Source organism: Fictibacillus barbaricus (assembly GCF_014635025.1).
Taxonomy (GTDB): Bacteria; Bacillota; Bacilli; order Bacillales; family Fictibacillaceae; genus Fictibacillus; species Fictibacillus barbaricus.
This window is the reverse complement of the sequence record NZ_BMCE01000002.1, coordinates 1582291-1607895: the sequence shown is the minus strand read 5'-3', so window position 1 is coordinate 1607895 and position 25605 is coordinate 1582291. Positions and strand designations below refer to the sequence as shown.

The 25605-nt window shown below is 39.5% G+C and carries 29 protein-coding genes; 19 read left to right on the top strand and 10 right to left on the bottom strand.

Going from position 1 to position 25605, the window contains the following annotated elements; genetic code table 11:
• Window positions 1-8 precede the first annotated feature (8 nt).
• From IEV52_RS17635 to IEV52_RS17605, 7 genes are all read left to right on the top strand, one after another.
• The gene (locus IEV52_RS17635; protein WP_188403777.1) at window positions 9-2867 is read left to right on the top strand and encodes an ATP-binding protein; all 2859 of its coding nucleotides are present in this window, start codon (window positions 9-11) and stop codon (window positions 2865-2867) included.
• A 20-nt stretch (window positions 2868-2887) separates the two neighbouring features.
• A complete protein-coding gene (locus IEV52_RS17630) occupies window positions 2888-3565 on the top strand; it encodes a response regulator transcription factor (protein WP_188403776.1) in 678 nt (225 codons plus the stop codon).
• The gene (locus IEV52_RS17625; protein ID WP_188403775.1) at window positions 3562-4926 is read left to right on the top strand and encodes a sensor histidine kinase; all 1365 of its coding nucleotides are present in this window, start codon (window positions 3562-3564) and stop codon (window positions 4924-4926) included. The genes IEV52_RS17630 and IEV52_RS17625 overlap by 4 nt, the downstream gene beginning before the upstream one ends.
• A 5-nt stretch (window positions 4927-4931) precedes the next feature.
• Entirely contained in the window at window positions 4932-6131 is a 1200-nt protein-coding gene (locus tag IEV52_RS17620) for an MFS transporter (RefSeq protein ID WP_188403774.1), read from the top strand.
• A 116-nt stretch (window positions 6132-6247) separates the two neighbouring features.
• The gene (yhaM, locus tag IEV52_RS17615) at window positions 6248-7207 is read left to right on the top strand and encodes a 3'-5' exoribonuclease YhaM (protein WP_188403773.1); all 960 of its coding nucleotides are present in this window, start codon (window positions 6248-6250) and stop codon (window positions 7205-7207) included.
• Window positions 7208-7810: 603 nt separating this feature from the next.
• Window positions 7811-9118 carry an MDR family MFS transporter gene (locus tag IEV52_RS17610; protein WP_188403989.1) on the top strand — a complete coding sequence of 436 codons (1308 nt, stop codon included), beginning with the start codon at window positions 7811-7813 and terminating at the stop codon, window positions 9116-9118.
• Window positions 9119-9182: 64 nt separating this feature from the next.
• On the top strand, window positions 9183-9566 hold the full coding sequence (locus tag IEV52_RS17605; RefSeq protein WP_188403772.1) for a sporulation YhaL family protein: 384 nt from the start codon (window positions 9183-9185) through the stop codon (window positions 9564-9566).
• Between the two features lie 315 nt (window positions 9567-9881).
• On the opposite strand, the gene IEV52_RS17600 is transcribed toward IEV52_RS17605, so the two are convergent.
• The gene (locus IEV52_RS17600; RefSeq protein WP_188403771.1) at window positions 9882-10775 is read right to left on the bottom strand and encodes a peptidylprolyl isomerase; all 894 of its coding nucleotides are present in this window, start codon (window positions 10773-10775) and stop codon (window positions 9882-9884) included.
• A 204-nt stretch (window positions 10776-10979) separates the two neighbouring features.
• On the opposite strand from IEV52_RS17600, the gene IEV52_RS17595 reads away from it, so the two are divergent.
• Both IEV52_RS17595 and IEV52_RS17590 read left to right on the top strand, forming a co-directional pair.
• Window positions 10980-11108: a YjcZ family sporulation protein gene (locus IEV52_RS17595; RefSeq protein ID WP_373869428.1), complete on the top strand. Its 129-nt coding sequence runs from the start codon at window positions 10980-10982 to the stop codon at window positions 11106-11108.
• A 101-nt stretch (window positions 11109-11209) separates the two neighbouring features.
• Window positions 11210-11305, top strand: coding sequence for a YjcZ family sporulation protein (locus tag IEV52_RS17590; RefSeq protein WP_188403770.1), 96 nt, complete (start codon window positions 11210-11212; stop codon window positions 11303-11305).
• A 173-nt stretch (window positions 11306-11478) separates the two neighbouring features.
• On the opposite strand, the gene IEV52_RS17585 is transcribed toward IEV52_RS17590, so the two are convergent.
• On the bottom strand, window positions 11479-11658 hold the full coding sequence (locus IEV52_RS17585; protein ID WP_188403769.1) for a hypothetical protein: 180 nt from the start codon (window positions 11656-11658) through the stop codon (window positions 11479-11481).
• A 97-nt stretch (window positions 11659-11755) separates the two neighbouring features.
• Between IEV52_RS17585 and IEV52_RS17580 the strand changes: the two genes are divergently transcribed.
• Complete coding sequence (locus tag IEV52_RS17580; protein ID WP_188403768.1) at window positions 11756-12334, top strand: YpmS family protein; 579 nt, start codon at window positions 11756-11758, stop codon at window positions 12332-12334.
• Window positions 12335-12489: 155 nt separating this feature from the next.
• On the top strand, window positions 12490-12831 hold the full coding sequence (locus IEV52_RS17575) for a DUF1878 family protein (RefSeq protein WP_188403767.1): 342 nt from the start codon (window positions 12490-12492) through the stop codon (window positions 12829-12831).
• Here the strand turns inward: IEV52_RS17575 and IEV52_RS17570 are convergent.
• Window positions 12822-13403 carry an HTH-type transcriptional regulator Hpr gene (locus tag IEV52_RS17570; RefSeq protein WP_188403766.1) on the bottom strand — a complete coding sequence of 194 codons (582 nt, stop codon included), beginning with the start codon at window positions 13401-13403 and terminating at the stop codon, window positions 12822-12824. The genes IEV52_RS17575 and IEV52_RS17570 overlap by 10 nt on opposite strands.
• A 210-nt stretch (window positions 13404-13613) precedes the next feature.
• Window positions 13614-13895: a YtxH domain-containing protein gene (locus tag IEV52_RS17565; RefSeq protein ID WP_188403765.1), complete on the bottom strand. Its 282-nt coding sequence runs from the start codon at window positions 13893-13895 to the stop codon at window positions 13614-13616.
• A 361-nt stretch (window positions 13896-14256) separates the two neighbouring features.
• On the opposite strand from IEV52_RS17565, the gene IEV52_RS17560 reads away from it, so the two are divergent.
• A complete protein-coding gene (locus IEV52_RS17560; protein ID WP_188403764.1) occupies window positions 14257-14679 on the top strand; it encodes a YkvA family protein in 423 nt (140 codons plus the stop codon).
• A 22-nt stretch (window positions 14680-14701) separates the two neighbouring features.
• Here IEV52_RS17560 and IEV52_RS17555 read toward each other — a convergent pair whose 3' ends face one another.
• From IEV52_RS17555 to IEV52_RS17545, 3 genes are all read right to left on the bottom strand, one after another.
• Window positions 14702-15214: a tryptophan transporter gene (locus IEV52_RS17555; RefSeq protein ID WP_188403763.1), complete on the bottom strand. Its 513-nt coding sequence runs from the start codon at window positions 15212-15214 to the stop codon at window positions 14702-14704.
• Window positions 15215-15334: 120 nt separating this feature from the next.
• Complete coding sequence (gene serC, locus IEV52_RS17550; protein WP_188403762.1) at window positions 15335-16414, bottom strand: 3-phosphoserine/phosphohydroxythreonine transaminase; 1080 nt, start codon at window positions 16412-16414, stop codon at window positions 15335-15337.
• A 209-nt stretch (window positions 16415-16623) separates the two neighbouring features.
• The gene (locus IEV52_RS17545; RefSeq protein ID WP_229754334.1) at window positions 16624-17052 is read right to left on the bottom strand and encodes an HIT family protein; all 429 of its coding nucleotides are present in this window, start codon (window positions 17050-17052) and stop codon (window positions 16624-16626) included.
• 395 nt (window positions 17053-17447) lie between these two features.
• Between IEV52_RS17545 and IEV52_RS17540 the strand changes: the two genes are divergently transcribed.
• From IEV52_RS17540 to IEV52_RS17520, 5 genes are all read left to right on the top strand, one after another.
• The gene (locus tag IEV52_RS17540) at window positions 17448-17993 is read left to right on the top strand and encodes a PCYCGC motif-containing (lipo)protein (RefSeq protein WP_229754333.1); all 546 of its coding nucleotides are present in this window, start codon (window positions 17448-17450) and stop codon (window positions 17991-17993) included.
• Window positions 17994-18056: 63 nt separating this feature from the next.
• The gene (locus IEV52_RS17535) at window positions 18057-18800 is read left to right on the top strand and encodes an ABC transporter ATP-binding protein (protein ID WP_188403760.1); all 744 of its coding nucleotides are present in this window, start codon (window positions 18057-18059) and stop codon (window positions 18798-18800) included.
• Entirely contained in the window at window positions 18797-20014 is a 1218-nt protein-coding gene (locus IEV52_RS17530) for an ABC transporter permease (RefSeq protein WP_188403759.1), read from the top strand. Before IEV52_RS17535 ends, IEV52_RS17530 begins: the two co-directional genes overlap by 4 nt.
• Window positions 20015-20104: 90 nt before the next feature.
• Window positions 20105-21469 carry an FAD-binding oxidoreductase gene (locus IEV52_RS17525; protein ID WP_229754332.1) on the top strand — a complete coding sequence of 455 codons (1365 nt, stop codon included), beginning with the start codon at window positions 20105-20107 and terminating at the stop codon, window positions 21467-21469.
• A gap of 81 nt (window positions 21470-21550) precedes the next feature.
• Window positions 21551-22321 carry an EcsC family protein gene (locus IEV52_RS17520; protein ID WP_188403757.1) on the top strand — a complete coding sequence of 257 codons (771 nt, stop codon included), beginning with the start codon at window positions 21551-21553 and terminating at the stop codon, window positions 22319-22321.
• Between the two features lie 28 nt (window positions 22322-22349).
• Here IEV52_RS17520 and IEV52_RS17515 read toward each other — a convergent pair whose 3' ends face one another.
• The gene (locus IEV52_RS17515) at window positions 22350-22781 is read right to left on the bottom strand and encodes a ferritin-like domain-containing protein (RefSeq protein WP_188403756.1); all 432 of its coding nucleotides are present in this window, start codon (window positions 22779-22781) and stop codon (window positions 22350-22352) included.
• A 204-nt stretch (window positions 22782-22985) separates the two neighbouring features.
• Here IEV52_RS17515 and IEV52_RS17510 point away from each other — a divergent pair, with 204 nt between their 5' ends.
• On the top strand, window positions 22986-23318 hold the full coding sequence (locus IEV52_RS17510; protein ID WP_229754331.1) for a DUF3243 domain-containing protein: 333 nt from the start codon (window positions 22986-22988) through the stop codon (window positions 23316-23318).
• A gap of 159 nt (window positions 23319-23477) precedes the next feature.
• The gene (locus tag IEV52_RS17505) at window positions 23478-24185 is read left to right on the top strand and encodes a phosphatase PAP2 family protein (RefSeq protein WP_188403755.1); all 708 of its coding nucleotides are present in this window, start codon (window positions 23478-23480) and stop codon (window positions 24183-24185) included.
• Here IEV52_RS17505 and IEV52_RS17500 read toward each other — a convergent pair.
• A complete protein-coding gene (locus IEV52_RS17500) occupies window positions 24163-25074 on the bottom strand; it encodes a diacylglycerol/lipid kinase family protein (protein ID WP_188403754.1) in 912 nt (303 codons plus the stop codon). The genes IEV52_RS17505 and IEV52_RS17500 overlap by 23 nt on opposite strands.
• The gene (locus IEV52_RS17495) at window positions 25071-25562 is read right to left on the bottom strand and encodes an antibiotic biosynthesis monooxygenase family protein (protein WP_188403753.1); all 492 of its coding nucleotides are present in this window, start codon (window positions 25560-25562) and stop codon (window positions 25071-25073) included. Before IEV52_RS17495 ends, IEV52_RS17500 begins: the two co-directional genes overlap by 4 nt.
• Between the last annotated feature and the right edge of the window lie 43 nt (window positions 25563-25605).

Here is a 25605-nt window from a genome sequence, read left to right as displayed (position 1 = left end):
GTGAAAAGATGAAAATCGTATCACTGCATATTTATCATTTTGGTGGACTAAGAGATTGCAAGATATCATTCGAACAATCAGGCTTACAACTGCTATTTGGTGAAAATGAAGCAGGGAAAACAACATTGATGGATTTTATGAAATGCATGCTATACGGCTTTCCTGCAAAAAATCAGTCAGAGCGCCGTTATGAACCTAAGAACGGAAACAGAATGGGCGGCAAGATGACTATTCAGCATAAGAAATATGGCAGATGGACTATTGAGAGAATAGCGGGCACAAAAGTAACTGGTGATGTTACCCTTTACGATGAGACAGGTCAGCAAAAAGGAGAATCGTTTCTGTTTCAATTGTTAAACGGCATGGATCACTCATTATTTGCAGGTGCTTTTTGTTTTGGAATTGATGGACTTCAGAAACTGGATAAACTAACATCAGAGGAACTCGGTAACTTTTTAATAAGTACAGCCATTTCTGGTGACCGTGATCTGCTGGAAATAGAACAGAATCTTGAAAAGAAACAATCTCTTTTGTTTAAAAAAGCAGGAAAAAAGCCAATCATTAATGAGAAGCTGGAGCAGCTAAAAGCTATCGGGAAATCTTTGGAAACGTTAAAAGGAAAGAATGAGAGTTATCTTGCTGTAAAGGCACAAAAAGAAAATCTTGAGAAACACCTGAAAAAAACAAAGGAAAATCTAGCAAGTATCCAAAAAGAACTGCGATCGAATAAAAGGCTGTTTGAATTGAAACCAGTGCTTGAGAAATTTAAACAGCTTGAGATAGAGCTAAGTTCTTTTGGTTCTATGAATAAGAACTTTCCCGAAAACGGTATTCAAAGATATGAACAATGGGTAAAGGAAGGATCGCTTTTAAAAGGAGAACTTGACTATATTCACGATCGCCTTCGATCTGCTGAAAAAGAGCAGAAATCCCTTATTCCAGATACAAGTCTGATTGACAAACAAAACGAAATTAAACAGTTGTTTAATAAACTCCCATATTATAAGCATTTGTACAATCAACTTTTAGATCTAAAGAAAAATGTGGAATCCATTGAAAAGGAAGAGGCTAACCTTTTTGAATCAATCGGAGAAACATGGACTGAATCAGATTTGAAGAACCTGTCGCTCTCTTTGTCATCCCTTCATGAACTGGAGGATCTGATTAAACAGTCATTTCATGTCAAGGATAAGAAACGACGTTTAGAAGATGAGCTAGAGGATTCGAGAATGAAACTGGAACGTTTGGAAAAAGAAGAAGCCGAACAGAAGGGTCTGCTGCTTTCAAATGAAGAGCTTGAGCAATTTCAGCAGCAAAACACCACAAAACAGATTAACAAACTACCATTCTATTCTGCTGTTATCCCGCTTCTTTCTGCAGTTGTTCTAATTTGGTCTGGTTGGTCTTCAAGTAATTCATCGGTTATGTATAGCGGTATCTTCTTAATCACCATCTCGGTTGTGCTGGCTTCCATTTATACAAAAAAGGGCAAGTCAGATGAAAAGATACCAAGCCCTGCCCATCACCGTTTGTTAGAAGATGAAATGAACAGAAAACAATGGATGCAGATCTCAGCTCAGCTTTCTAACGAGAACAATATCTATCTGCAGCTTGCAAAACAGTTGGATTATATAGAAGTAGAAGAGGCAGCGATCTTTGAGAGTGCTGAAAAGTGGGGAATTCAAAACGGGTATAGAGGGAATTCAGCGAAACTTTTTGTATCTGGTTATATGAAGAGACTCTTCGAGCTAAAAGAGCTGTTAAAGCAAAAAGAAGCTTTGAACGATAAGATACAGAAAGTAAACGATGAAAAGACGGCTTATGAAAATGAAGCTTCACTTTTAACTTCGTTTGTGGAGTACCAAGGTCATCGTGATACAAAAGGGTTAGTTGTTTCTTGCCATTCACGTTTAGAGGAGCAGTTAAAAAACAGAGCGGAAGTGGAGCGCCTTACAAGAAGCTGTAAAGAGTTTTTAGAACGAAAAGGCTCACTTCAGAAGAAGTTTGATTTCATCAATGTACAGATTCGGAAGTTATGGGATGAAGCAGGTGTAAGCCAAGAATTAGATTATTACCAAAGAGGCAGGAGCGCTGAACATCTTATTAAGCTGCACGAAGAACGAGAAACATTCTATAATCAGCTTAAAACACTCGGTTTCTCAACACATGAAATAGATGAGATGACTGAGAAAGTTACCGTAGGATATGATGATACCGTTCAGGCAGCAGAAGAATTAGAGAAAAAAGAGGAAGATGCACAAAGAGAATATGCAGAGGCTGTTGAAGGAAAAGGGAAGCTGGAGTGGGAACTCAACAAACTTTTAGAAGATGGAAGTTATTCCGAACACTTACACCGATATGAATGGTTAAAGGAAGAATGGAACGGGTTGGTTAAGAAATGGGCAACCTTCCGCCTGGCACAGCATGCCCTTCAAAAAGTAAAGGAAAACTATCAAAAAACGAAGCTGCCAGCGGTTTTAGAGACTTCAAGTGTTTATTTTAGTAAAATAACAGAGAGTGAATATCAATCTATTCTATTTACAGATACAAATGAACTAATGGCCGTAAAAGAGGACGGAACCCGCTTTTATCCACATGAGTTAAGCCGCGGAACAGCAGAACAAGTATATCTTTCAATCCGTCTGGCTGTTGCTAAACACGCAGGACCTGCTGACTTTCCTATTCTAATGGATGATATTGCAGTAAATTTTGATGAAAAAAGAACAAGATGCACATTGCTGCTTATACAAGAAGCGGCACAGGAGAGGCAGATTCTGTTCTTTACTTGTCATAAGCATGTAGCTTCTCTCGTTCCGTCTGTTCCTCTTATACATTGGCCAAGCCGATCTGTTTTAGCTGAAATGTAAACAAAGGAGGGGAATGGATCATGTCCAATGAGTATTCCATTTACTTAGTCGAAGATGAGCAAGATCTTGCCCAAGTGCTGAAAGCCTATATGGAAAAAGAGGGGTGGAGTGTTTCGGTTTTCCATAATGGTGAAGAAGCATTAAAGCAGTCTGAAGGAAACACACCTCATCTATGGATTTTAGATATTATGCTGCCTGGCATGGATGGCTATGAAATCATTAAGGAAATTAAAAAGAATTCAGATATACCTGTTATCTTTATATCTGCACGAGACCAGGACTTAGACCGTATTGTCGGCCTGGAGCTCGGAAGTGATGATTATCTAGCCAAGCCTTTTATGCCAAGAGAGCTTGTGATTCGTGTTAAGAAACTCTTAACCCGAATCTATGAAACGGGTAACCGTATTCCGCAGATTATTGAGATTACAGGTTATACGATCGATCCGATCTCCAGGAAGATCACGCGTGAAGGTGAAATGATTAACTTAACCGGAAAAGAGATCGATGTTCTTCTTTATTTAATCGAAAATAAAGGCAAATCCCGTAAACGTGAAGAGATATTAGAATACGTATGGGGAGACGATTATTTTGGGTCAGAACGTGCAGTCGATGATGTGATCAGGCGTGTCCGTAAGAAGATGCCTCGGTTGAACTTAGAGACAGTCTATGGTGCGGGTTATAGGATCATACCGTCATGATCCGGTTAAACCTTACACAGCGTATCTGGCTGTCCTTCGGGTTATTGCTTTTTACGATTGGTCTTTTAACAGCGATCATTTACCCTCTTTCGATTAAAGATACGCTGACTGAAGAGACATATAGAATTATTGAGAATGAGCAGCAGAATGTGTGGGATCCTCAAAATCAATTTCAGCAAGAAGGGGAATCACCGACAGATTTCATTGAAAGAAGAAATGCGGCCCGTGATGTAGGGCATTTCTATATCGTGGATAAATATGCCAACTCACAAGGTGATCCTGTGCCACAGGAAGTTCTCTTTGAAATGGCAGAAAAAGCTTATGAACAGAAAAAGGATCAAGGCAGGTACGAGTTGACGTATGAAGATGCGACCCTATTTTATGCAATCTCAACAAAGATAAATGAAGATGGCCAAAAGGTGTTCCTGATCTCGTACATGTGGGATACGTACCGTGATCAGATGGTAAACAGACTTTGGTTAAGACTTGTGTTGATTCTATTGTTCACAGGAATATTTTCCATCATTCCAGCAATCTGGTTAGCGAGATATCTACGCTCGCCGCTAATCATATTAGGAAAAAGGTTTGAACAGATCGCTAAACGGAACTGGCAGGAACCTTTCCATTGGAAGGGTGATGATGAATTCTACATCTTGTCCAGACAGTTTGAGGAAATGAGGCAGAACCTATTAAGGCACGATCATGCGCAGAAAACGTTTATTCAGCATGCCTCACATGAACTCAAAACACCAATTATGACGATCAAAAGTTATGCGCAGTCTGTTAAAGATGGGATCATGCCCAAAAAAACAACTGAAGATATGATGGATGTCATTTTAAAAGAAACACAAAGAATGGAAAAGCGTGTTCAAAACATGCTGTATTATACAAAACTAGACGCCATGAAGCTTGATGTTATCTCAAAAGAAACCTTTAACTTTGGAGATCTTGCCGAAGATATTGTGGAGAGATTCAGATATCAGCGAGAGGATATTCATTTTGAGATCACAGGCAATCACTATAAAATGCATGGTGATAAAGAGCAGTGGGGTATACTGCTTGATAACTTAGTTCAGAACGCTTTGCGCTATGCACTTAACACCATCAGGCTTTCTGCTTTTTATAAGGGATCAGAATTGATTATTGAGGTATTTAACGATGGTGATCATATTACAGATGTTGAGGGAGAAGAGATCTTTCAGCCATTTAGAAAAGGAAACAAGGGGCAGTTTGGGCTGGGGCTTGCGATTGTAAAGCGGATTGCAGAGCTTCATGGAGGTAACGTGGTCGCACAAAATACGAGAGACGGTGTAGTCTTCCAAATTAGAATGCAGATGAACGGCCTCCAAGAGAAAGGATAAACAGCATGTCGAAACAAAAAGTATCATATTTAACACCGTTAATCGTTTTGATGGTCAACCTTTTTATTATTATGGTGGGGATCGGATTAGTGATTCCCATCGTGCCTTATTATATTGAAGCATTTAATGCGTCAGGGAGGGAATTAGGTTTCTTAATTGCCATCTTTGCCTTTATGCAATTTCTGTTCGCGCCAATCTGGGGACGTCTTTCTGACAAAATCGGCCGTAAACCGCTTGTGGCACTGGGTATGTTTGGATTTGCTGCAGGTGAGTTTATCTTCGCTTATGCATCCGGTTTATGGATGCTGTTTTTATCCCGTGCGGTTGCAGGGATTTTTGGATCTGCTTTAATGCCGACAGCGATGGCGTTTGTAGCAGATGTTACCCCTGAAAAAGATCGGGGAAAAGGAATGGGAATGCTAGGTGCTGCCATGGCACTTGGTATCGTCATTGGTCCTGGAATTGGTGGATGGCTTGCTGAGATAGAGTTGAATCTGCCGTTCATCTTAGCTGGTATTGCTGCAGCACTGGGCGGGATTGTGTCTATTTTCTTCTTGCCAGAATCCCTTTCTGCAGAAGATAAGGAAACTGCTAAACAGCAAGAGAAGACAAGTCTGCTTTTGAATATGGCAAGTGCGCTTAAAAGTGAGATCGGCTTCCTATTGATTCTTATTTTTACGATTAGCTTTGCTCTTGCCAACTTTCAGGCAATCTTCGGCTTTTATATGTTAAAGAAGTTTGGATATGATCCCTCAGAAGTTGGTATTCTCGTAGCAGTTACCGGAATTGTTGGAGTTGTAGTGCAAGGAACATTGATTGGAAGACTGACAAACAGGTTTGGTGAGAAAAAAGTAGTAAAAGGATCATTGCTTTTAAGTGCGATCGGATTTTTGTCTATGACGTTTGCCTTTAATTATGCAACGGTTCTCTTGACGATCAGCTTGTTCTTCTTAGGCAATTCACTCGTGCGGCCATCCGTTAACGCATTGCTTTCCAAGATGGCAGGCCAGAATCAAGGGATGGTCATGGGGTTGAACAATTCATTTTTAAGTTTAGGAAACGCGATAGGTCCAGTACTGGCCGGTTTACTTTTTGAGTGGAACCTGGAACTTCCTTATTGGTTTGGAGCTTTCTTGATGCTGGTCACGTTGATTGGAATGAGAGTTTGGCTTTCAAAAAGCAAAACAACAGTTTTAAGACTATAAGGTTAAGCAAGAATAGGGTCTCAAACAGCCTGTTAAATATTCACGAAACTAGTGTTGCAACAAGTAGTTAAATAGACGGATATGCTATACTAAAACAAAGAAAGGCGGGGTGAAAGATGAAAAAAGGACTTGCATTTTATAAGGTAGGAGAGATCGTAGACGGTTTTTTCCTTATCAAGTCATCTGTAAAAGGGACAGCGAGTAACGGAAAACCATTCTTGACGTTGATCCTTCAAGATCAAACAGGGGATGTGGAAGCCAAATTGTGGGATAGTTCTCCTGAAGATGAGGAGCTGTATGCGGCTCAAGCTATCGTAAAACTTTCTGGTGAGATGGGCAATTACAGAGGAAAAATGCAGCTGAAGCTTAAAGCGATTCGCCCTGCAACGGAGCTTGACGGCGTTAAGATCAGTGATTTCCTAGAAACGGCACCATTATCACAAGATGTAATGGTTGAAACCATCACAAAATACATATTTGAGATGAAGAATCCAAATATCCAAAGAATCACAAGACACCTGCTAAAAAAGTATCAAGCGGAATTTTTAGAATACCCAGCAGCAGTCAAGAATCACCATGAGTTTGTGTCAGGCCTTGCATTCCATGTTGTTTCCATGCTGGATATGGCAAAGGCGTTCAGCAGGTTGTATCCTTCACTGGATACCGATCTTCTTTATTCAGGGATCATCCTTCACGATCTAGGTAAGGTTATTGAATTATCAGGACCTGTAGCAGCGACTTATACGTTAGAAGGAAAACTCCTTGGCCATATCACGATCATGGTGAACGAAATCGGTAAGGCTGCAGAAGAGTTAGAGATTGAAGGGGAAGAAGTTACAGTGCTTCAGCATCTCGTTCTCAGCCATCACAGCAAGCCTGAATGGGGAAGTCCGAAACAGCCGTTGATCCGGGAAGCGGAAATCCTTCATATGATCGATAATTTCGATGCCAGAATGAATATGATGGATCGGGCCCTTGAGAAAGTGCAGCCTGGAGAATTTACGGATAAACAGTTCGCTCTAGAGAACCGTTCTTTGTACAAACCTCTGTTCCAAGGAGAATACGCCAAAAATTAATGCTCACTTCTAAAAGATTATTGCTGTTGGGTTATTTTTGTTTTGCCTTCATTGACAAGTTGATTGGAGTGGAAGGTGCGAGACTCCTGGGGTAGCAGCGGGACAGGTGAGACACCAAAGGTGCAAAGCACGGGGTGGCTCACCGCACGCCCCCCGGAAAGCGAGCATCCTGAAACGGAATTCAACCACTTTCAAGAGCAACAAAGCAGGCAAAATTAATGACATAAACCCATTGTGAAATATTTGAAATTATGTTAAATTTGGAATTGGAAATAAAGAAAACGAATTCAGGAGGCAATGACTCATGGAAAGCATTGTTCAAAGTAAGGCAGGAAAGCAAGCTAAATAACATCCAATCCTTTAGTTAGGAAAGGTTTATTTTGCTATGCATTCTACCTACTTTTGAGCGATCTTCCATGTGTTATTCTCAGCCTTTTTATGAAAGCCTGTGGTATGCACATGTAAAGGTGCCTAACCATGGGCTTTTTCTATTTTACTTAGAAAAATCTCATTGTTCACTGAACTTACACTATTGAAGAGCTCAAAAGGCAGGTATAAGAAGCAACTGTGTTAGATATTAACTTACAGGAAGAAGTGAACAACATGAAGTGGAAAGACTGGGATGCGAATATTAAAGTACGTTTAGTCGGAGAATTTTTTGTAAACCTGTTATTCTGGATGTTCTTCCCGTTCATGGCCATCTATTTTTCAGATGAACTGGGTAAAACGACTGCCGGAATGCTGCTTGTCCTGTCACAGGTAGTGGGTGTTATCACGAACCTTGTCGGCGGGTATTGTGCGGATAAATACGGAAGGAAGAAGATGATGGTGATCGCTGCCTGGGGACAGGCGGCTACATTTGTATTCTTCTGTCTCGCAAACTCTCCTTGGCTGGACTCACCTATACTAACGTTTATCGCTTTTTCAGCACTAGGATTGTTTGGTTCTCTATATTGGCCGGCAAGTCATGCGATGATTGCTGATGTCGTAGAAGAGAAGCATAGAAGTGAAGTATTTGCGGTGTTTTATACATCCATTAATATATCTGTCGTGTTCGGTCCTGTATTAGGAAGTATCTTCTTTTTCTCATACCGGTTCGAACTGCTGCTCGCGTGTTTAGCAGTGAGTATCCTATTAGCTATCGTGCTTGCGAAATACATTCGTGAGACGGTGCCTATAAAAAAAGAAGTGCTTGAACAGGTAGGATCAGATAAAAAATGGCATGAAGCGGTTTGGGAACAGCTGAAGGACTACAGAGTAATCGCGAGCGATAAGTTATTCTTGCTGTTTATCTTAGCCGGAATTCTTGTAGCTCAAACTTTTATGCAAATGGACCTGCTGTTAGCTGTTTATACGACGGAAAAAGTACCGGAGCAGTCACTCCTTGCAATCGCCAACTGGGATATCTCGTTAACCGGTGAAAAAGTGTTCGGTTATTTGATCTCGCTAAATGGCTTGATGGTAGCTCTTTGTACGGTATGGATGGCCAAATGGATGAACCGCTTTAAAGAAGGCCGAGTATTTATCCTTTCCGCTCTTCTATACGGAGTATCGATGCTCGTGTTTGGAAGCACGACGTTGATGTGGGTCCTTTTTGGAGCTATGGTGATCTTTACAACGGCTGAACTGATGGTGGTCGGTATCCAAGAAAGCTTTATCTCAAAACTCGCGCCAGAAAACATGAGAGGGCAGTATTTTGCGGCAGCCGGATTGCGTTTTACGATCGGCCGTACGATTGCACCGATCTCTATCCCCTTAACGATGTGGATCGGGTTTGAAAACACGTTTTATCTACTCTTTGTTCTAGCTGTAATGAGTGCTGGAATCTATTATTTGATGTTCCGTTCATTCGATAAAAAAGTACAATCACAGCCAAAGAAAGAAACAAAAGCTGAACCTGTACTTTCGTGACATATCTTATATTACTTCCTCATAGACTTTAGTAAAAGCTTGTCTAATAAGGGGGAGTTAATCAATGAAAGGATACGCTGCTTTATTTTTCGGTGCAATACTCATTGCTGCATTTGTATTAAAAGAATATTCAGCAGGAGTAGGCAGCTTTTTTACTATGACTCCATGGTGGATGTATTTTGTTCTTTGCGGCATTATTTATAGCGCATATCGGGTGGTCACTCTGTTCCAGGAAGATCGTGCTATCGAGCAGAAAGTCATTGAAGAAGAAGGCAGAGTATACATGGAGCGTATTGAGAGGGCGAAGGCTCATGGGGCATCTGGAACAACGGCTGCTGTAGAAGAAGAGGATGCTGAGGATCTAATCGCAGCTGCTGAAGAAGACCGGGGTGAAAAACTTGTTGAAGAGGAAGACTCTTCAGATAAGCCAGATCAAAAATGGTCTTGAGAATAAGATTAATAGGGAAAGGCCTGCTGAAGCAGGTCTTTTTTGCATGGTTTTAAATGCAATGTCTTATCTAGGTGGACTGATTGTATCGAATTTTTATGTGATGAACAGTTTTATTTATGTGATTATTGCAATATTTTATGTGATTAACAGCTTTTTTTATGTGAATATCACAATTTTTATATGATTATATGTTTCTTAGCTAGACTAGGTTTCCAAAACAGATTCATTCAGCCTCATCCATTTGCATAAATCAACAAACAAAACCAGGCCTTTGTCAGGCCTGGTTTTGTCATTTTACACTTCAAATATTAATTATTGCTGGGGCATTTGAGGCGTTTGTGGTTGTTCAGCTTTCTTTTCCATCTTTTCTTTTAATTCTTTGTCGTTCACTTTAACGTCCGCTTTTTTGCGAAGGTTTTCTAAGATTTCAGTGATCGGCTTAGCTTTTTGTTGCTTTAATTCTTGTTCGATCTGTTCTTTCTTATCTTCGAACTTATTTTCACGCTTGTCCGTTACTTTGATGATATGCACGCCGTAATCAGACTTAACAAGGTCACTTGTTTCACCTTTATCAAGAGTGAACGCTACTTTTTCAAACTCTGGTACCATCGCACCTTTACCGAAGAAACCAAGGTCTCCACCTTTCGATTTAGAACCAGGGTCTTTAGAGTACTCTTCTGCTAACTTAGCAAAGTCTCCGCCTTCTTTAAGTTTCTTTTGAACTTCTTTTGCTGTTTTCTCATCATCAACAAGGATGTGACTAGCTTTTACTTCTGTTTTGTATTTTTCGTCAAAAGTCTTCTTCATTTCATCTTCAGAGATCTTAACGCCTTCTGTAGCTGCCTTTTCATTTAAAAGCATAGACTTGATGCGTTCTTTCAATTGCTTTTCATCAGATAAGCCGTTTTGCTCAAGTGCTTGTTTGAAAGCCTCTTCGCCGCCAAGCTCTTCTTTGATCTTGTCCGTTTCTTTCTCGATTTCTTTGTCTGTTACTTTATATTTATCTTCAAGTACCATTTCGTCGATCATTTGGTTGAGTACTTGATCACCATATTGTTCCTTCATCTTATTGTAGAACTGCTCTTTAGTAATATCTCCAGCTTTTGATTCAACGATGGCTTCTGAATCTGCACCACCGGCATTATTACAAGCGGATAATGAAATAAGTCCCGCTGTGAGCCCTACTGATAACATCCATTTTTTCATATTCAAACACTCCTACTGTGAAGTAATAATTTAACATCTCTTACTATAGCATAAACGTTGTGTGTATTCCTATTCAATAAATGAAATATGAGAAAATTTACACATTATAAAATCAGCAATTTAGGGTATTCAAGCGATTTGAAGAAAAAAAATTTAAAAACCGGGTCATTCGTCTAATCAAAACAGGGCGTATCACTATATGATATGGAGAAAGAAAAGGGAGGTATGATGATGGGCTACGGTTATGGTAACGATTGTGGGGGAGGATTTGCATTAATTATAGTTCTTTTTATCCTTCTCATCATTATAGGAGCAGCATGTTTTTGCCATTGATGGCGAATTTGAATTTTTAAGTGAATAAAGGGCGAATGCCTATGCGTGTCTAGCTCGTCATGCATAGGATAGTGTACAGAATATCAAAGGAGGTGGCTTTCATGGGTTTCGGTGGACACGGGCATGGAAAAGGCTTCGCATTGATTGTTGTGTTGTTTATTCTATTGATTATCGTAGGTGCTGCATGTTTCTGCTAATATAATTGTTAGACTTGCAGGACCTTTTCTTGTGGAGGGGAACTGATGAGGCTTGACGTATAAAAGCAGATTCGTTATTGTGGTGTTGTTTTACTACTCATGATCAAAGGTGCAGCATATGTATGGTAAGGTTACTCAAGGGGGAATGCAGTCTGGTTCCCCCTTTATATTTTTTAAAGAACGTTTGAAATATAGGATGAAATGAGCAGAATGGTAATAGACACGTTAATCGTACGGTATACGGAATCCTGCTGTTTAGTGGACAAGTTCTTTTTGTCACATAATTTGTGTGTAAGTGAATTGAACACAAACAAAAAGATAGGTGCTAAAAAGATGAAAATATAGCCAGCCATATAAAAACCTCCAACTTGAACTACTTGTTTAACTTTACCAAAATATGTGGAATATGAATAGGGAAATTACTTTGTCAGAGGAGAGAGGGGAGAGAATATGAGAAATAAATGGAAAGCTGCTTTTTTTACGCTGTTGCTGTTCATATTATTAATACCGGCTGCTGTTTTGTTTTTACTTTTTAAAGATCCAGGAGGAGGCAGCTTAGATCGAAGTATGCTAGATTCAGATATTCGTGATAATCAGAAATTGCTGAGCATACATACGGAAAAAGAACAGGTTGAAGACCTGCTTAACAAAGAATTAAGAAAAAAAGCACCTGATGTTAACGTCTATGTAAATCTTCGGGATGAAGCAGTTCTAAATGGATCCTTTGTTGCTTTCAATCAGGAGCTGCCTTATCAGATTACGTTTGAACCAGAAGTGATGGATAACGGAGATTTATTGTTAAAAGAGAAGGATATGCAAGTGGGACGTTTCCCTTTACCAGGGGATGAGGTCTTTACATTGATTAAGAATACCATTGATTTTCCCGAGTGGGTCGACGTATACCCAGCAGATGAGAGCATCTTAATGAGAGTAACTCAAATGCCAACAAAGCCGGGTTATGCTGTAAAAGCGGAAGAGTTTGATCTAAAGAAGGACTCTATCAAATTAGGTGTCTATACAAAGGATTAATGTGAAGCGCTTCTGTCTTTAGTAACGGGGACAGAGCGTTTTTTTTATTCCATCAATCAATTATTCATACCAAAATGGAGAAAGTTGGATTATAATTGATATAGACATAGATTGACTAGAAAACAACTAGAAAGCAACTAGAAAGCAGGGTAAGTATGGAAACGGTGGAGGAAAGGTTAGAAAGGTTAGAGTTTTATAATCAGCTAACGATTGAGAGTGTCGATCTAACATCATACCCGTTCTTCAGACTGGTCATGGAAAAAAAGCTCACCGAGCAAGAAGTAAACGACGTTTTCCTTCTTTGCGATGAGCTTGAGAAAAAATATGTGATGCAGAGTGCAGAAGGCTTTGTTCATTACACACCGCTTTTGGTTCATTTTGCAGGCATGTTAACTCCAAAGCTTTCACCACGAGAAACGATTACAGCAATGCTTCATCAAGAAAAATACATTTTATTAATGGAGAAGCTGTATGAATTATCCGTTCGTTACGAATGAGAAGAGGCAATTTCCTCAGCTGCCATAACAGGCGAGGATGATTGTTCACCCATAGTTGCTTCGATCTTTTCTTCAAGTTTGTTGAAGATCGACATAAAATCATCACCATATAGATTACGGATGATGGACATAAGTTCCGGAAATTCAGGGAATCTGCCAAAAAGCTCTTTGATCGGCATAGAAGCACTGAATACACCGAATTTTGCCGGATCGTACGTATTCAATGTCTGAAGTAAAAGTTCTTCGCCCTTAGGTGTGAGACAAATATATGTATTTCGCTTATCATCTTCTTTTTTTGAAAATGTTAAGTAGCCTTGTTCTTCTAACTTCTTCGAAAAGTTAAAGGCAGTAGAGACATGCATAACACCAAATTTAGCAATATCAGAGATTGAAGCACCCTCAAGATGATGAGCAATCCACAGGATATGGTGTTCGTTGATGTTTAAACCATAATCTTTTATCCAATTTTGCCAGTCTTTTTCTACGCTTTTCCATAAAGCTTTACTAATCTGAGAAAGTTTGTGACTATAGATCATGGCTTCTTGAAAACTATATAATTGATCTTTGTTCATTTTTACAATGCCCTCCATCTTATAAAACACATCCTATTCCTCATTATGCCAGTATTTCCTATAATAAGAAAGTAAAATTTTTCAATATTTCCTTATTTTTTAGTAAAAAGGATATACATTTTTTTGCAGATATAGTGATAAAGTCAGAGATATCCTGAATTCAGCAAAACAAGAAAAAATTCTCCAAGCTGGGAGAATTTTTTTGGAAAATTATTTGATTTCTAGCTCCTTTTCTTTCGGTGTTTCCTCAATGATAGAAGCGGCAGCTTCTTTTAGAGCTTCGTCTTTTTCCCTCTTAGCGAATTTTATCTTTGCTTTAAGCTGAATGCCGTCGCGTTTAATGCTTGTGAACGTGGATTTCATTTTATCCATATTGTCTTTAAGTTCTTTTCTTACCTCTTTACCTGCTTTAGGTGTTGAAAGCAATGTAGCTGCTGCTGTTACTACTGTACCTAGCGCAAAACCTACAATCATGGATTTTGATTTTGACATCTTAAAATTCCTCCTCATTCTTTTATTATCTAATAAATTCGTGAATATCTTTTATAATCCTATGAAAAATAATGACGAATATAAAAATATTTCCCGATAGATTTCGTCATGATTGGACAACTTACACAGAGTTGTCGGAAGAGATAGATTGATGAAAAACATTGATGTGACAATAATGGACAGAAAATAAGTAAAAGCAGAGCAGATTGCACAAAATATGTAACACTTGTCTAAATCAGAAGATATTTGACTGTGTTTGGCGGAAGATAAGGTACAATAAAAAAAGAGGAAAAAAAGATATCAATTGACGAAAAATATAAAAAGAGGGTATACATAATAAAAACGGCAGGAGGGAAATGGGTTGAAACAGAACACGATCGGCAACTATTTTAATAAAATGAAAGAAAAAGCAAACGCTGTTCTCGAAAGTTCATCACAAACGGGCGAGCTTGTATCAGAAGCTGAAAGCAAAAGTTCTCAGCCAGATAAGCAAGGACTCAGTAATCTAGGGTCACAAGTAAAAGCTTTAGTACGACTTGTAAAATCATATAAAAATGGTGAATACCGAGATGTTTCTAAAAAATCTATGGTCCTGATCGTAGCAGGGCTTCTGTATTTTGTGAGTCCGATTGATGCCGTTCCTGATTTTTTGATTGGGGCAGGATTATTGGATGACGCAACAGTGCTCGCGTTTTTATTTAAAACGTTATCGGGTGAAATCACCGCATTCCAAACATGGGAAGAAAAAGAGGAAGAAGATTCATATATAAAGCCAGCTCCATAAGGAACTGGCTTTTTATTATTTATTAAGCTGTTAAACTTGAACGTTTTGAGAATCGCTCGGCCACTGGATAAATGAAGAACATGATCAATCCGCTTACAATGCTCGTTGGAACAACAATCATTCCTATAAAGCTAAACAGTGAGCCCGGTAAGCCCGCTACAAGCATTGCGACGAGAAGGAATAATGTTCCACTGATAATGGTTCCGGCTACCGTTAATAGAACGGCACTAAATGCATTTACTTTAACTTTCTTAACTAACATGAATAGAGCTAGAAAGATAAAAGCAGTGATCGGTTTTTCTACGATATTTGCGATTTGTCCGCCAGCCATGCCTGTTGTCAGCGCTGAAATAACGCCAGCTGCCATACTTGCAATCAACACGTTTTGTTTTGTTGGAGCAAGCATGATGGCTAAAAACATCATAACAAGCAGAAGATCAGGTTTCATGCCGAAAAATAGTGGTGGTACGATCGTGTGAAAAACGTACCCCAATGCAATAAGTACGGATGTTAAAGCTAGTGATTTTGTATTCATTTCTCATCTCTCCTCAGCTATTTCTAAGCTTAAATTTTCCTCTCCAATAGTGCCCTCTTGGCCTATTGCGAAAGTACCTTTATGTTACCAGAAGTACTACTGACTGAAAAGGGTTATGAACTATTTTCCGTATTTTTCTTGAAAATGATCCATAAACTCTGCAAGACTCTCACAAGACTCTTGTGGGACAGCATTATAGATGGATGCTCTGAAACCGCCAACCGATCGATGTCCTTTCAACCCATAGATGCCGTTTTCTTCACTTTCCTTAATGAACTGTTTTTCGAGATCACTATTACCTAACGTGAACGTTACATTCATAAGTGAGCGTGATTCTGGTGTTGCATAACCATTGTAGAACCCATTGCTGCGGTCGATAGCATTATAAATAACGTCGGCTTTCTTTTTATTTCTAACTTCCATTTCAGCAACTCCACCTGATCTATCAACCCAGTCAAGCACAAGGTTGAGGAGGTAAATCGAGTAAACAGGAGGTGTATTATACAGGGATTTATTCTTTGCATGGACGGCATAAGAAAGAATCGATGGAACGTTTTCGTGATCTTGCAGCAGATCTTTTCGAATGATAATGGCAGTAACTCCTGAAGGACCAAGGTTCTTTTGTGCGCCGGCGTAAATTAACGCATAGTTTGAAACCGAGAAAGGCTTGCTCATAATATCGCTCGACATGTCTGCGATAAGTGTTGGGTGAGTAAAGGTATTTAAGTCCTGCCACTGTGTTCCATAAATGGTGTTGTTGGATGTAATATGAAGGTAGGCATCGCTATCACTTGGAACATAATCCATTTTTGGGAGCGTACGGTATTCTGAATCTTTTCCTGTAATAACCGCTTCGCTAGACCCGATTCTTTTTGCTTCTTTAAATGCCTTTTCTGACCATGATCCTGTTAGAACATATTTTGCCGTTTTTCCTTGAGAGATAAGATTCATGGGTATCATAGCAAACTGCAGACTCGCGCCGCCTTGTAAGAATAAGACATCATGTGTGTCAGGGATATCCAATAGTAGCCGCATACGAGATTTCGCTTGTTCATGAATATCTTCGTAATGTTTTCCCCTATGGCTGTGTTCCATAATATTTAATCCAGTGCCTTGAAAATCATCCCATTCTTCTTTCGCCTGCTCCATAACCTCTTTTGGCAGTGTTGTTGGTCCTGCTTGAAAATAAATGCGTTTCATCCTTCTCCTCCTCCAGATAATAGACTCTCAACAGATTATCCGCTCCCTTACCGCGGACTAACTGCCAAGCTCCTCGTTCGCACCTCTGCTAGAGGGGTCTCAACAGCCAGTTTTTTCCGCAGGAGATGTCGCGGATTACACTAATACGATTAAAAAAAAAATAAGAAAAAACTGCCCGAATCAAGAAAGGCAGTTTTAAATATGTAATGTTAGCTCTTAACGTTTTCTTTAATGTTCCGAGCAATTTCAGTCATCTCGTTTGCAGAGAGATCCTGTGTTTTCCAGACCGCACCAAAACCATCACCCTTGCCATAACGAGGGATAAAGTGCATGTGATAGTGGAAAACAGATTGTCCTGCTGCTTCACCGTTGTTGTTTAAGATATTAAGGCCGATCGGATTAAACGTTTGTTTAATACCAGAGGCAATTTTAGGCACGACAGAATAAAGTTTTGCTGCTGTTTCTGCAGGCAGCTCAAAAATATCCTTTGAATGCTCTTTAGGGATGATCAGCGTGTGTCCTTTTGTAACTTGGCTGATGTCTAAGAAAGCAAGGACGTTCTCATCTTCATACACCTTGTACGATGGAATTTCACCGGCAACAATTTTACAAAAAATGCAGTTTGGATCGTGGGACAAGTGGCTCACCTCATTTTTTTTACTTATCATATCACACATCATCTCTCAAAAAAATAAAGAAGAAGGGTCCTATTTAGAAATAGAACCCTCCTTCTTATAGAGGTTAGAGAAGAAAGGAGAACACGAAAACAAAACAATATGATTTTTTAGCCATGCACCTCAATAATAAGAATTTGAAATTACTCAAGCACTGAATAGTCCAAGAGAACCATCTCCTTAAAATTACGCATTTATTAAAAAATCTAAAACCTTGCATCTTTCTCCTTGAAGAAGGGGGGATACCTTCTTCCCTCTTATTTTGTCCATTAACTCACACATATTATACATATAAAGTTGGTAAAAGAAACGCGAATTAAGCTATTATAAGGAAAGAATGACAAAAAGGAGGATTCTCCGTGAAAAGAAGACAACTTGTATTAACGATGACACTTGCTGCTGGTTTCCTCATCTCGGGCTGTGGGAATGAAAGTAATAAAGAAGACCACAAAAATCATCAAGAAGAGTCACAGATAAATAAGGATAGTGAAGCCTCGCATCAAGGTCATGAAAACCATCTGCCGAACGGTGATATTCAAGAGCTAACAGCATCCGTCGATGTGATGCCTGGATTTTTAGATAAACAACCAGAAGAGATCGCGGCCATTTATGCGGCAGCTCCTAAATTTAAAGACTTGCTGGAGTCCATGCCATGCTATTGTGGATGCGGTGATTCAGCAGGGCATAAGAATAACTATGATTGCTTTGTTGCAGAAAATAAAGAAGATGGAAAAATCGTTTGGGATGACCACGGTACGAAATGTGGAACATGTCTGGAGATCGCTGCAGTGAGCATGAGTGAATCAGCCGACGGAAAAAGTCCGCTTGAGATTAGAAAGATGATTGATGAAAAATATAAAGAAGGTTATGCAAAGCCTACGCCAACTCCTATGCCTGCATCCTAACGGGTAAAACGTGAAAAATGGCAAAGAATAAAAATAGGAAATGAATGAAGAAGGAGGTACATAATGAAGCCGATCCTTGAAGTTACCGATTTAACAGGAGGTTATCTGCCTAATCAGCCTGTCATTCATCATTTAGATTTTTCGGTAAAAGAAAGCGAGATCGTTGGGCTTATCGGTCTGAACGGAGCAGGAAAGAGTACAACGATTAAGCATGTTTTGGGTCTGATGGAACCGATGTCTGGATCTTCAAAAATTGAAGGACAGACGTTTCGGGATGAACCGGAAATTTATCGCAGCCAATTTACGTACATACCAGAGGTTCCCATCCTCTACGAAGAGCTGACATTGTGGGAACACCTTGAGTTAACAGCGATGGCATACGGACTTGAAGAACAAACATTCCTAACACGTGTCCGTCCCTTATTGGAAGAGTTTCGTATGGACAACAAAATCAAATGGTTCCCAAGTCAGTTCTCTAAAGGGATGAAACAAAAGGTGATGATCCTATGTGCTCTTTTAGTAGAACCAAAGCTTTATATTGTGGATGAACCATTTGTAGGACTCGATCCTCTTGGTATTCAATCTTTTCTTGAGTACATGGTTAAATTTAAGAACAGCGGTGCAGGAGTCCTTATGTCGACTCATATTCTATCGACCGCTGAAAGATATTGCGACCGTTTCTTAATCATGCATGAAGGCAGACTAGTACTCAGTGGAACATTAGACGAATTACGCAAGAGAAGCGAGTTGAAGGATGCAACTCTAGATGAAATTTACTTATACGTAGCAAGAGGTAAAGTTACATGATCGATGTAAAAAAATTATGGACAAAACGGCGCAATGCTCATCTAACTCAAATGTTAAAATATTTTAGTTTGATGGCAAACAGCGGGCTCATTGTTTCCTTAATTTTGCTTATCGTAATCGGGAGCATCTATTATGCAAAGCTGCTTCAAGCGCTACCTAATGATTTTCCTGCTGTTTTTATTCTTACTATCATATTTTCGATCTGGCTTACGAAAAGCCCGATTCGAACGCTGTTAAAAGAAGGGGATCTCGTATTTCTGCTTCCAGTTGAATCGCGAATGAAACAGTACTTTTCAATGGCCATTTCTTCATCCATTGCTGCTGGGGCGTTTTCCACGTTATTTATCTTTACGCTGCTGTGGCCGATTGTTCAGGTCTTTATTCATGATGGCTGGAAGATGTACGTTATTTTCAGCTTCTTTTTAATCGCAGCGAAAATTTTTAACCTATTTGTATCATGGGAAGAAAGAAGACTTCCCTATAAAAGTCATCAGATGAACTATCGGATCATGCGTTTTATTGTAAATTTTGTATATGCTTACTTGCTCTTTAATGAAGCGTATCTCTTTTTAATTGCCATATTTGCCATCATGTATGTTCTTAAGAATTTTGTGTTTGGTTTCTTTAAAAAGCAGCATGGCTATCAGTGGGAGATGCTTTTAGCAGAAGAACAAGCGTTAAAGATAAAGGGCTACCGGCTAGTCAATTACTTTACAGATGTACCTGCACTTAAGCAAACGGTTCACAGAAGACCGTTGTTAAACCGGCTGGCTGTTTTCTCATTCAAAAAGAATAATGCCTTTTCCGCGCTCTACATGAAGACGTTTATCCGTTCGGGAGATTACTTAGGGTTATATGTACGGTTAATTTTACTTGGCTTTCTTTTTATCTACCTCATTCCTCCTGGATGGTGGCAGTTAGCAGTCGTGTTCTTATTTTTTCAAATGTTCTCTCTGCAATTATTTACGCTCTACACACAATACAGATGGAATGTAAGTTTCATGATCTATCCTATTAATGACACTGTAAAAGCAAAAGCCTTTGAAAATTGGCTTAAAGGTCTGCTGATCATACAAGGATTGGTTTATGGTGTTTTCTACTGGATCCTTACTGGTGACTGGATCGTTGCTATACTTATGCCTGTAGCGGCACTAGTCTACAGTTTAGTTCGTTTGCCGGCAATGTCAAAGAAACATATTCCGATGACTTCCTAGCCCTTATGGTTGGGAAGTTTTTTTGTGCATAACACAAACTAGGCCCCCTTCATACCTTATAAGAAAGTTTACATGAAGGGAGCCCTCCACATGAATACGTATGGATTAACAGGGAGAATTGTTATACCCGGAAATCCTGAATACGATCTCGCACGAGAAGAATTTAATACACGCTACGATTTGTTTCCAGCGATCATTAACTTTTGCCAAACAGCTAAGGACGTTTCAAATGCAATCCGTTGGGCAAGAAAAAAGAATATACGATTTCGGATACGAACCGGCAGGCACAGTTATGAAGCTTATTCTTCTTTAGATGGCGGATTAGTCATAGACATCAGTGAAATTAACAAAGTGGAAGTGGATCATAAAACAAAAACAGGAAGACTTGGAGCGGGAGCGCTTCTTTTTCCTTTATACGAAAAATTATATGAAGAAGGATTCACGATTCCAGGAGGGACGTGTCCTTCTGTCGGTCTTTCCGGTTTGACGCTAGGTGGAGGATGGGGGATGTTAACCCGTCCATATGGAATGTTGATTGACCAGTTGCTGGAACTAGAAATGGTTGATGCAAATGGAAATATCATCATTGCAAACAGAGAAGAAAACTCTGATTTATTTTGGGCATCCCGAGGCGGAGGCGGAGGAAACTTTGGTGTAGTAACGTCGTTTCTATTTTCTTTAGTTCCGATCAAACGTGTTTCCGTATTTAAAATCACGTGGGATTGGGACGGATTTGAGAATGTCGTTGATTCATGGCAAAAGTGGGCTCCCTATACAGATGTCAGATTGACGGCCATCATTGATCTATTAACGGAGGATGCAGGGGAACTAAGGGCGTTAGGCGAATTTACCGGAGAAAAAGGGGAATTAAGACAATTGTTGGAACCGCTTATTAAGGCGTATCCGCCAAAAGTTGTTGAGATCAAAAATATACCTTATATTGACGCTGTAAAAATGTTCGGTGGCATGATGCCTGGGATGGAGGAGTATGCTGTAAACCATGGGGATCCTGATGCACATCCTTTTAAAAATACAGGAGCATTTGCCAAACACCAGCTGCCAAAAGAAGCGATACAACGATTAAAAAAATTCTTATCAAACTCTCCCAGCATTGAGAACAAAGTACAGCTGCAAGCGTTATGCGGCAATGCCGCATGTGAAAAATCAACTGATACCGCTTATGTTCATAGAGAGGCATTATTCAGCCTTTTATATATAACAAAATGGGAGAAGCATAGTGAAGCAAATATTAATATTAGGTGGGTAGAGGACTTAAGAAATTCATTGCTGCCTTTTGCTGATGGGGCTTATGTAAACTTCCACGATAATTGTATCAAAGACTGGCTGGAACAGTGCTATTTTTTTAACTTACCACGATTGATTAAAGTGAAAACAAAATATGACCCAGAACATGTATTCCGTTTCCCTTTAGGGGTTCCTGTAGATAATAGCTAAAATTCATTTGTAAAAATCGTGAGGGCTGAAAAACGAAACTAAGATTATTTATAAGACGTATTATTAGGAAGGAGGTATACGATGAATACTTACGAAGAAAAGATATTAGATGAGCTGAAAAAATGGGAAATCGAGATGTGCAAAAGGCCCTCTCTTTGGAATAAAGCGACGAAGTCTGTTCAAACAAAAATAAATGAAAAGATTCCTCAAAAGGTTCATGATGTCATAACAACAAGCATGAAACATATGATTAAAGCAACTTTAATTGGTTCCGAATATACAACGAAAAGGACGATTAAGTTTACGGCAGATCTCCGTGAACGTGATTACAAACTGCAAGAACGTCTTGCTTTTTATAAAAAAACGGCCGCAGTCGAAGGAGCTGGAACAGGTGTTGGTGGTATCTTGCTTAGTTTGGCTGATTTTCCTTTGCTTCTCGGCATTAAAATGAAGTTTCTTTTTGAAGCTGCAAGTATTTATGGTCTTGATGTAAGGGACTACAAAGAACGGATTTTTATTTTGCATGTTTTCCGGCTGGCATTTTCAGATCCTCATAAGAAAAAGGAAGCTTTTGAAAAGGTTGTTTTTTGGAAAGAGACCATTGAAGAATTTCCTGCTCGCCCTGATTCAATTGATCAGATGAACTGGCAAGAACTGCAGCAGGATTACCGGGATCATATTGACCTTATTAAAATGCTGCAAATGGTTCCTGGATTAGGAGCGATCGTTGGAGCTTATGCCAATTATCATTTTCTCGAAGATCTTGGTCAGGTGGCACAGAATTGCTTCAGGTGGCGATTGTTAATGGATGAGAACAGTAAACTGCATAAACACAAAAAGCACCCTCGGTAAAAGGGTGCTTTTGTTCGATTCCTTATAATTAGAAGCGGCTGTCGCTTAGTAAGCGGTCCATTTCTTCTTTATGCTTTGTTTCATCAGCGATCATATCCTCTAACTGGACAACAAGCTCAGTCAGTTTTAGATTAGAAGCTTGTTCTTTACGCTCTTCATAACGTCTGATCGTATCTTCTTCAGCATTGCGCGCTTCTTCTAACATTTCACGAACACCTTCAACTTGTTTTACTGGCTTTGGTTGAGTAGTGGGCGTGCCGCCAAGGGTTTTAATTTTCTCTGCTAAATATAGGGCATGACCCTGCTCGTCAGCGATTTCACCCTGGAAAAATGGTTTTAAGATCTGACGGTACAATCCAGTAACCGTTGCGGCATTATGATTGTACATAATGATTGCTGAATATTCGTTTGCAAGATCCTCGTTTAGTCCATCGATTAGTGCTTGTAAATCTTTTTCCATTTGTATAACCTCCTGAATCTTGTTCTACAAAGTTATGCTTCCCTTTTTCTATTAAACATAAACCGAATGAATAGATAGTGTTCAATCAAAAAATCCGAACTGTACAAATACGTTTAAGAGATAAAAAAAACGGTAAAAGACAAATATGCATAAAACAATCATTAAACAAAAGTGATACACAAATTCTAAGGAGGTTACATTCAAATGGAAAGCAGACACATGGTTGATAATGAACGTAATGTAGACACGAGTAAGGTTGAGGAAACAGCAAACCGCATGAGTGAAAGCAAAAAGGACGAAATTTTATCAAACTTTGAAGAGTTTAAAAGCTACTTGCACAGCAAGGTTCAAGTTGGTGAGAAAATGGGCATGAGTGAAGAAACACTTGCTAAGACAGCGGAGAAAGTAGCGGACTACTTAGCTGACCATGAAGAGCCTCGAAATTCAGAAGAAAATCTGTTAAAAGAATTATGGAAAGTTGGAGAGCAAGAAGAACGCCATAAGCTCGCTCATATGTTAGTAAAACTTGTGAAGTAATAGAAATAAGAAAAAGCTGCTTGTTAATCGAGCAGCTTTTTTCTTTAAATGGAATCTTATTTGACTAGAGTTTAGCAGAAATATTAATATGGTTTAATTCACTATAAAAAAGTGAAAACTTACTTTAATACTTAGGTGAAGATTGAGGAGATTTTTTCTATGTTACGTGAACTTGCCAACAAACTGCCTTTTCCGATACTCCCCCTTATTTATATCGCGTGCGGGCTTGCACTCTCGTTTTTTTCTTTAAATATTTTCTTTGAATTGTCAGAGGATCTGATGGAAGAGCAGCGATTTCAATTTGATCAGGTCATCATACAAGAAGTTTCAAACCTTCGTAACGATACGCTGACTGCCATTATGAAATTTATTACGTATTTAGGATCAAAAGATATTCTTACTCTATTATTGGTTGGCAGTCTTATCTGGCTTATTGTGAAGCGTAAAAATTATTGGGGGGCCATCTTGTATTTAGTGGCCGTTGCAGGGGGAGGTCTTTTAAATCTTGGCTTAAAACACTGGTTTGGAAGAATTCGTCCAGAAAACAGTCTGATCGTTGAGCAAGGGTTCAGCTATCCAAGCGGACATGCTATGGGAAGCTTGATTTATTATGGTTTCCTTGGATATCTGGTTATTAGAAGCCAAAGAGGGAAGTCGCTGAAAGTTACCCTTGCCATAGGTTTTATCGCAACAATCTTGTTAATTGGTTTTAGCCGTATCTATTTAGGGGTTCATTACCCATCAGACGTTTTAGCGGGATTTTCAGCGGGAACGGTCTGGCTGTTTCTTTGTATTGGAGCTCTTGAATCGATTAGTGCTTATCAAAAAAGGACGCTTCCTTTTTTTAAAAGGAAACATCCCCAATAAGTGCTGTTAAATGCTTTTGCAGAGATCTTACAATAGCAGGTGTTTTGTGTTCTCGCTCTCCATCACAGTCTATTAGCTGTTGGGGAGCGGTTTTAATATGGATTTCAGAGCTCTGGAAATATTGGTAGCCTTGTCCTTCACGAGATGTATCAGACAAGCGGTTCTGCAAAACATCCCAAATGAACGAAATGGAAGGTTCTTCGATCAATAAGCAATCCAGCTTTCCGTCTTGTATGTCTGTATCCGGAAAAAAAGGTCGGATGCCACCCGTAAAAGGGCCGTTAACAGCAAGAAACATGGCAGCTTGTCCTTCGTATTGAAATTCTTTTGATTCGATCGTGATCCTAAAAGGCTCCCACGTTTGAAAGGATTTAGCAGCTGATAGATAATAAGATAGCCGCCCGAATCTTTCTTTAGTATCTGGATCGATTGATTCTGAGACGTGAGTAATCATTCCGATACCCCAAAAATTTGTAAAAAAATTATCGTTAAATGCACCTATATCAATTTGACGTATCTTTTTTCTGTTTAGCTGTGCAGCTGCCTTCACGGGATTTTGCTCCATGCCAAGCGCTCTTGAAAAGTCATTGCATGTCCCGCCAGGCAGAATGCCAAATGCAGGTGGATTTTTTTTGATGGACGAAACAGCTTCTGCAATTTCATGGACGGTTCCGTCACCGCCGGCTGCGATAATAAGATCTGTATCCTGATGGAGCCTCTCTACAAAAGTGGCTCCTTCACCAGGTGCGGTCGTCTCAAAGACTTGGACATCTTCGAATCCATTTCTTAGTTCAGTTAAAATAGCATTCCACTGATTAAGAACTCTTCCTTGACCGGCAGAAGGATTTAATATGACCGAAGCACGTTTTAATTGCGGATTTGTATTCATTGCACAACCATATATTCTTTCACGAAGGACTTTCCAGTGAAGAGTGTCTCGGGAAGTCCTTTTGATGTTCCTCTGTTTTTATGAGCCTCTTCATAGGCTTTTGACTGCTGCCAGTTCATAAAGTCAGCATGTGATTTCCAAAGTGTCATCACGATGTATGGATCTTGGTGAAGTGGGCGAAGGATACGGATGCCACTAAAACCTGGTTCATTTTCAACTAGCCCTGCACGGTTCTGAAAACGCTCTTCAAATAGAGCTCTTCCTTCTTCCGAAACCGGTATATGGTTCATGACCACAAAACCTGCCCCTGTTAAAGAACCTCGTTGGTTGATCACTTCATATTCGTGTTTTTCTGTAAAAGGATTCTCTCCCGCTGTTTCATAAACTAAAGCAGAGTTTGAATCCCCTTCTAGCAGGAGAGCTTCATCGTATTTTTCTTGATAGGCGTCTAAATAGTCTGTCGTCCCATATGTGATGTATATATTCATGCGATATCCCTGCCTTTATTATGGATTTACCTTTGTTTTACCC